The organism is Variovorax sp. 01T439_2 (genome assembly GCF_056398445.1).
Genome location: NZ_JBFTPJ010000716.1, coordinates 1 through 3,058 on the forward strand (window position 1 = coordinate 1; position 3,058 = coordinate 3,058).

The 3,058-nt window shown below is 66.9% G+C and carries 2 protein-coding genes and 1 pseudogene; 2 read left to right on the forward strand and 1 reads right to left on the reverse strand.

Annotated elements, in window-relative coordinates:
• Window positions 1–20: 20 nt before the first annotated feature.
• Window positions 21–665, forward strand: coding sequence for a type II secretion system protein N (locus AC1DOC_RS26485; protein WP_278874704.1), 645 nt, complete (start codon window positions 21–23; stop codon window positions 663–665).
• A gap of 15 nt (window positions 666–680) precedes the next feature.
• On the opposite strand, the gene ilvA is transcribed toward AC1DOC_RS26485, so the two are convergent.
• On the reverse strand, window positions 681–2,294 hold the full coding sequence (ilvA, locus tag AC1DOC_RS26490) for a threonine ammonia-lyase, biosynthetic (protein WP_062363078.1): 1,614 nt from the start codon (window positions 2,292–2,294) through the stop codon (window positions 681–683).
• Between the two features lie 50 nt (window positions 2,295–2,344).
• On the opposite strand from ilvA, the pseudogene AC1DOC_RS26495 reads away from it, so the two are divergent.
• A pseudogene (locus AC1DOC_RS26495) lies at window positions 2,345–3,058 on the forward strand (hypothetical protein); the annotation flags it as partial.

Below are 3,058 nucleotides of genomic sequence, written 5' to 3' on the forward strand. Positions count from 1 at the left end.
CTGCATGATAATCCGCGGCCATGACAAGTCCCTATTCCGCCGCGCACTGGCATGCCCCCGTTGCAACCACGGGCCTGTGGGCGCTGGCCGCGGCAGCGGCGGTGTTCTGGGGGCTGCGGCTCGCGGCGCCGCCCGAGCCCGTGGCCGCGGCGGCCACCATGCCCAGGGCGGCGGTCTCGGCCGACGCTGATGCGGTCGCGCGGCTGCTCGGCGTGGTTTCGGGCGCCGACGCGGCGCCCGCCGCACCCGAGGCGGCCAGCCGCTTTGCGCTGTCGGGCGTGGTGGCGGATCCGTTCAACCAAGGCGCCGCCCTGATCTCCATCGACGGCAAGCCGCCGCGTCCGTTCCGCGTCGGTTCGCGCGTGGGCGACAACTATGTGCTGCAGTCGGTCGGGGTGCGCGCGGCAACGCTCGGCACCAGTGCACAGGGGCCGGCAGCTTTCACGCTGCAACTGCCGGTGCGCGCGCCGATCAGCATTGGCAGTTCGGTCCCGCCGGGTTTGCCGGCCTCGCCAACGCCGGCGGCCAGGCCGAGCGGGCTTTTCCCGGCCACGGTGCCTCCCGTGGTCGCGCCGCCTGCCGGCGGAGCTGCACCGTCACAGGCATCGCAAGCGCCGCCGTCGGATTCTGCGCAGCAGCCGCCCGCGCAGCCTGCGCAGCAATAAAAGCCGGACGGCCTTTCAGGCCTGCAGGAACAGCCTGTAGGCCGGATTCGCCGTTTCCTCGACGTAGGGATAGCCCAGCGTTTCGAGGAAGTCGTCGAAGGCCGCCGCGTCGCCGGCCGGCACCTGCAAGCCCACCAGGATGCGGCCGTAGTCGGCGCCCTGGTTGCGGTAGTGGAAGAGGCTGATGTTCCAGTTCGGCCGCATCAGGCTCAGGAACTTGAGCAGCGCGCCCGGGCGCTCCGGAAACACGAAGCGCAGCAGCCGCTCGTCATGCGCGAGACCCGTGCGCCCGCCCACCAGGTGCCGCAGATGCTCCTTGGCGAGCTCGTCGTGCGTGAGATCGAGCGCGTCGAAGCCGTGCGCAATGAAGGTCTTGGCGATGGTCGTCGATTCGCCGCGCGTCGAGGTGGTCAGGCCCACGAACACATGCGCCTTGGCCGCGTCGCTGATGCGGTAGTTGAACTCCGTCACGTTGCGCAGCGCGCCGCCGGCCGAGCCCGTTTCCTGCGACTCGCTGGCCGGCATCTCGCCCACCAGCTCGCAAAAGCGGCGGAAGCTGCCGCGCTCTTCGGGAATGGTCACCGCGAACAGCGCCTCGCGCTCCTCGCCGACTTCGGCGCGCTCGGCCACGAAGCGCAGCCGGTCGAAGTTCATGTTGGCGCCGCACAGGATGGCCGCATAGGTTTCGCCATGGCGGCCATGCCCGGCCACGTACTGCTTGATGGCGGCCACTGCCAGCGCGCCCGCCGGCTCCACGATGCTGCGGGTGTCGACGAACACGTCCTTGATGGCCGCGCAGACCGCATCGGTGTCGACCGCGATGTATTCGTCGACCAGGTTGCTGGCGATGCGGAAGGTCTCCTCGCCCACCAGCTTGACGGCAGTGCCGTCCGAAAACAGTCCCACGTCGGGCAGGCTCACGCGCTGGCGCGCCGCCACCGATTGCATCATGGCGTCGGAGTCGTTCATCTGAACGCCGATCACCTTGATCTCCGGGCGCACCGCCTTGATGTAGTTGGCCACGCCCGAGATGAGCCCGCCGCCGCCGATCGCCACGAAGACCGCATCGAGCCGGCCCTGGTGCTGGCGCAGGATTTCCATGGCGATGGTGCCCTGGCCCGCGATCACGTCGGGATCGTCGAAGGGGTGCACGAAGGTCAGGCCCTGCTGCGCCTGCAGCTCGAGCGCATGCAGGTAGGCATCGGAATAGCTGTCGCCATGCAGCACCACCTCGCCGCCGAAGCCGCGCACCGCATCGATCTTGAGCCGCGGCGTGGTCACCGGCATGACCACCACCGCGCGCGCGCCCAGCTTGCGCGCGCCCAGCGCCACGCCCTGCGCGTGATTGCCGGCCGATGCGCAGATGACGCCACTCGCGAGCTGCTCCGCCGAGAGGTGCGCCATCTTGTTGTAGGCGCCGCGCAGCTTGAAGCTGAACACCGGCTGCTGGTCTTCGCGCTTGAGCAGCACGGTATTGCCGAGCCGCTCGCTGAGTGCATTGGCTTTCTCGAGCGCGGATTCGACCGCCACGTCGTAAACGCGGGCGTTCAAAATTTTTCTGAGATAGTCGGCGGGCGTCAGTGCCGGCACAGGTACGTCGCGCACGGTTTTGTCCAAGGGAGTTTTCAATTGATAAATGACGATGATAAGAGGCATCGGGATTGCGTACGGGATATGGCATGGACACAAATGTCATAAACCTCATCCAGAGAGCCCCGGCCGCGAACGATTCGGGTTTTTTTGCGCGCAGCTATCCCGCGAGCGAGGCGCCCGCCAGTCATTTAACAAATGAGCAAAATCTGTTAACCCTTTTTGTCAGCGACCTTTCCAAAGGGTTGATGCAGGCAGAAGCGGCGCGTGTGCAGCGCGGTGAAATAGGACGGCCGACCTGGCAGGTGATGGGCAACAGATTGCGCGCACACATCATTCCTTTGCTGGGTGCTGTGCCGGCGCAGGCATTCGCTACTTCCGATGCGCAGCGCCTGATCGATCACCTTGGAGCGCAGGGCTTCACCAGCACGACGATCGCGCAGTACCTGGTGCTGCTGCGAAAGGTGTTGATGCACGGTGTGAGCATCGGCGTGCTTCGCGATGTACCTGCCTTCCCGAAGGTCAAGGTGCGCAGCCAGCCGCGCGGGAGCTTCAGCGTTGCGGAGTACCGGGCGGTGGTGGCGGCTGCGCGCCGGCTGCGCGGACAGCCGCATCCGGTGCTCGATCAGCTGGCCTCCGGCGAGCGCTTCTGGATCGCTCGCGAGCTGCTCGTCATGCCGCAGGAGCTGCCATGGCTGATCCGCTGGATGGTCAACACCTTCGTGCGTCCGAGCGACATCAAGCTCATGAAGCACAGGCACATCGACGTCGTGCGCGGCAAGCACGTCTACCTGCGGATGAAC

Excerpts from the sequence above, each read along its gene's own strand:
- AC1DOC_RS26485 (WP_278874704.1), top strand. The coding sequence starts at position 21 with ATGACAAGTCCCTATTCCGCCGCGCACTGGCATGCCCCCGTTGCAACC.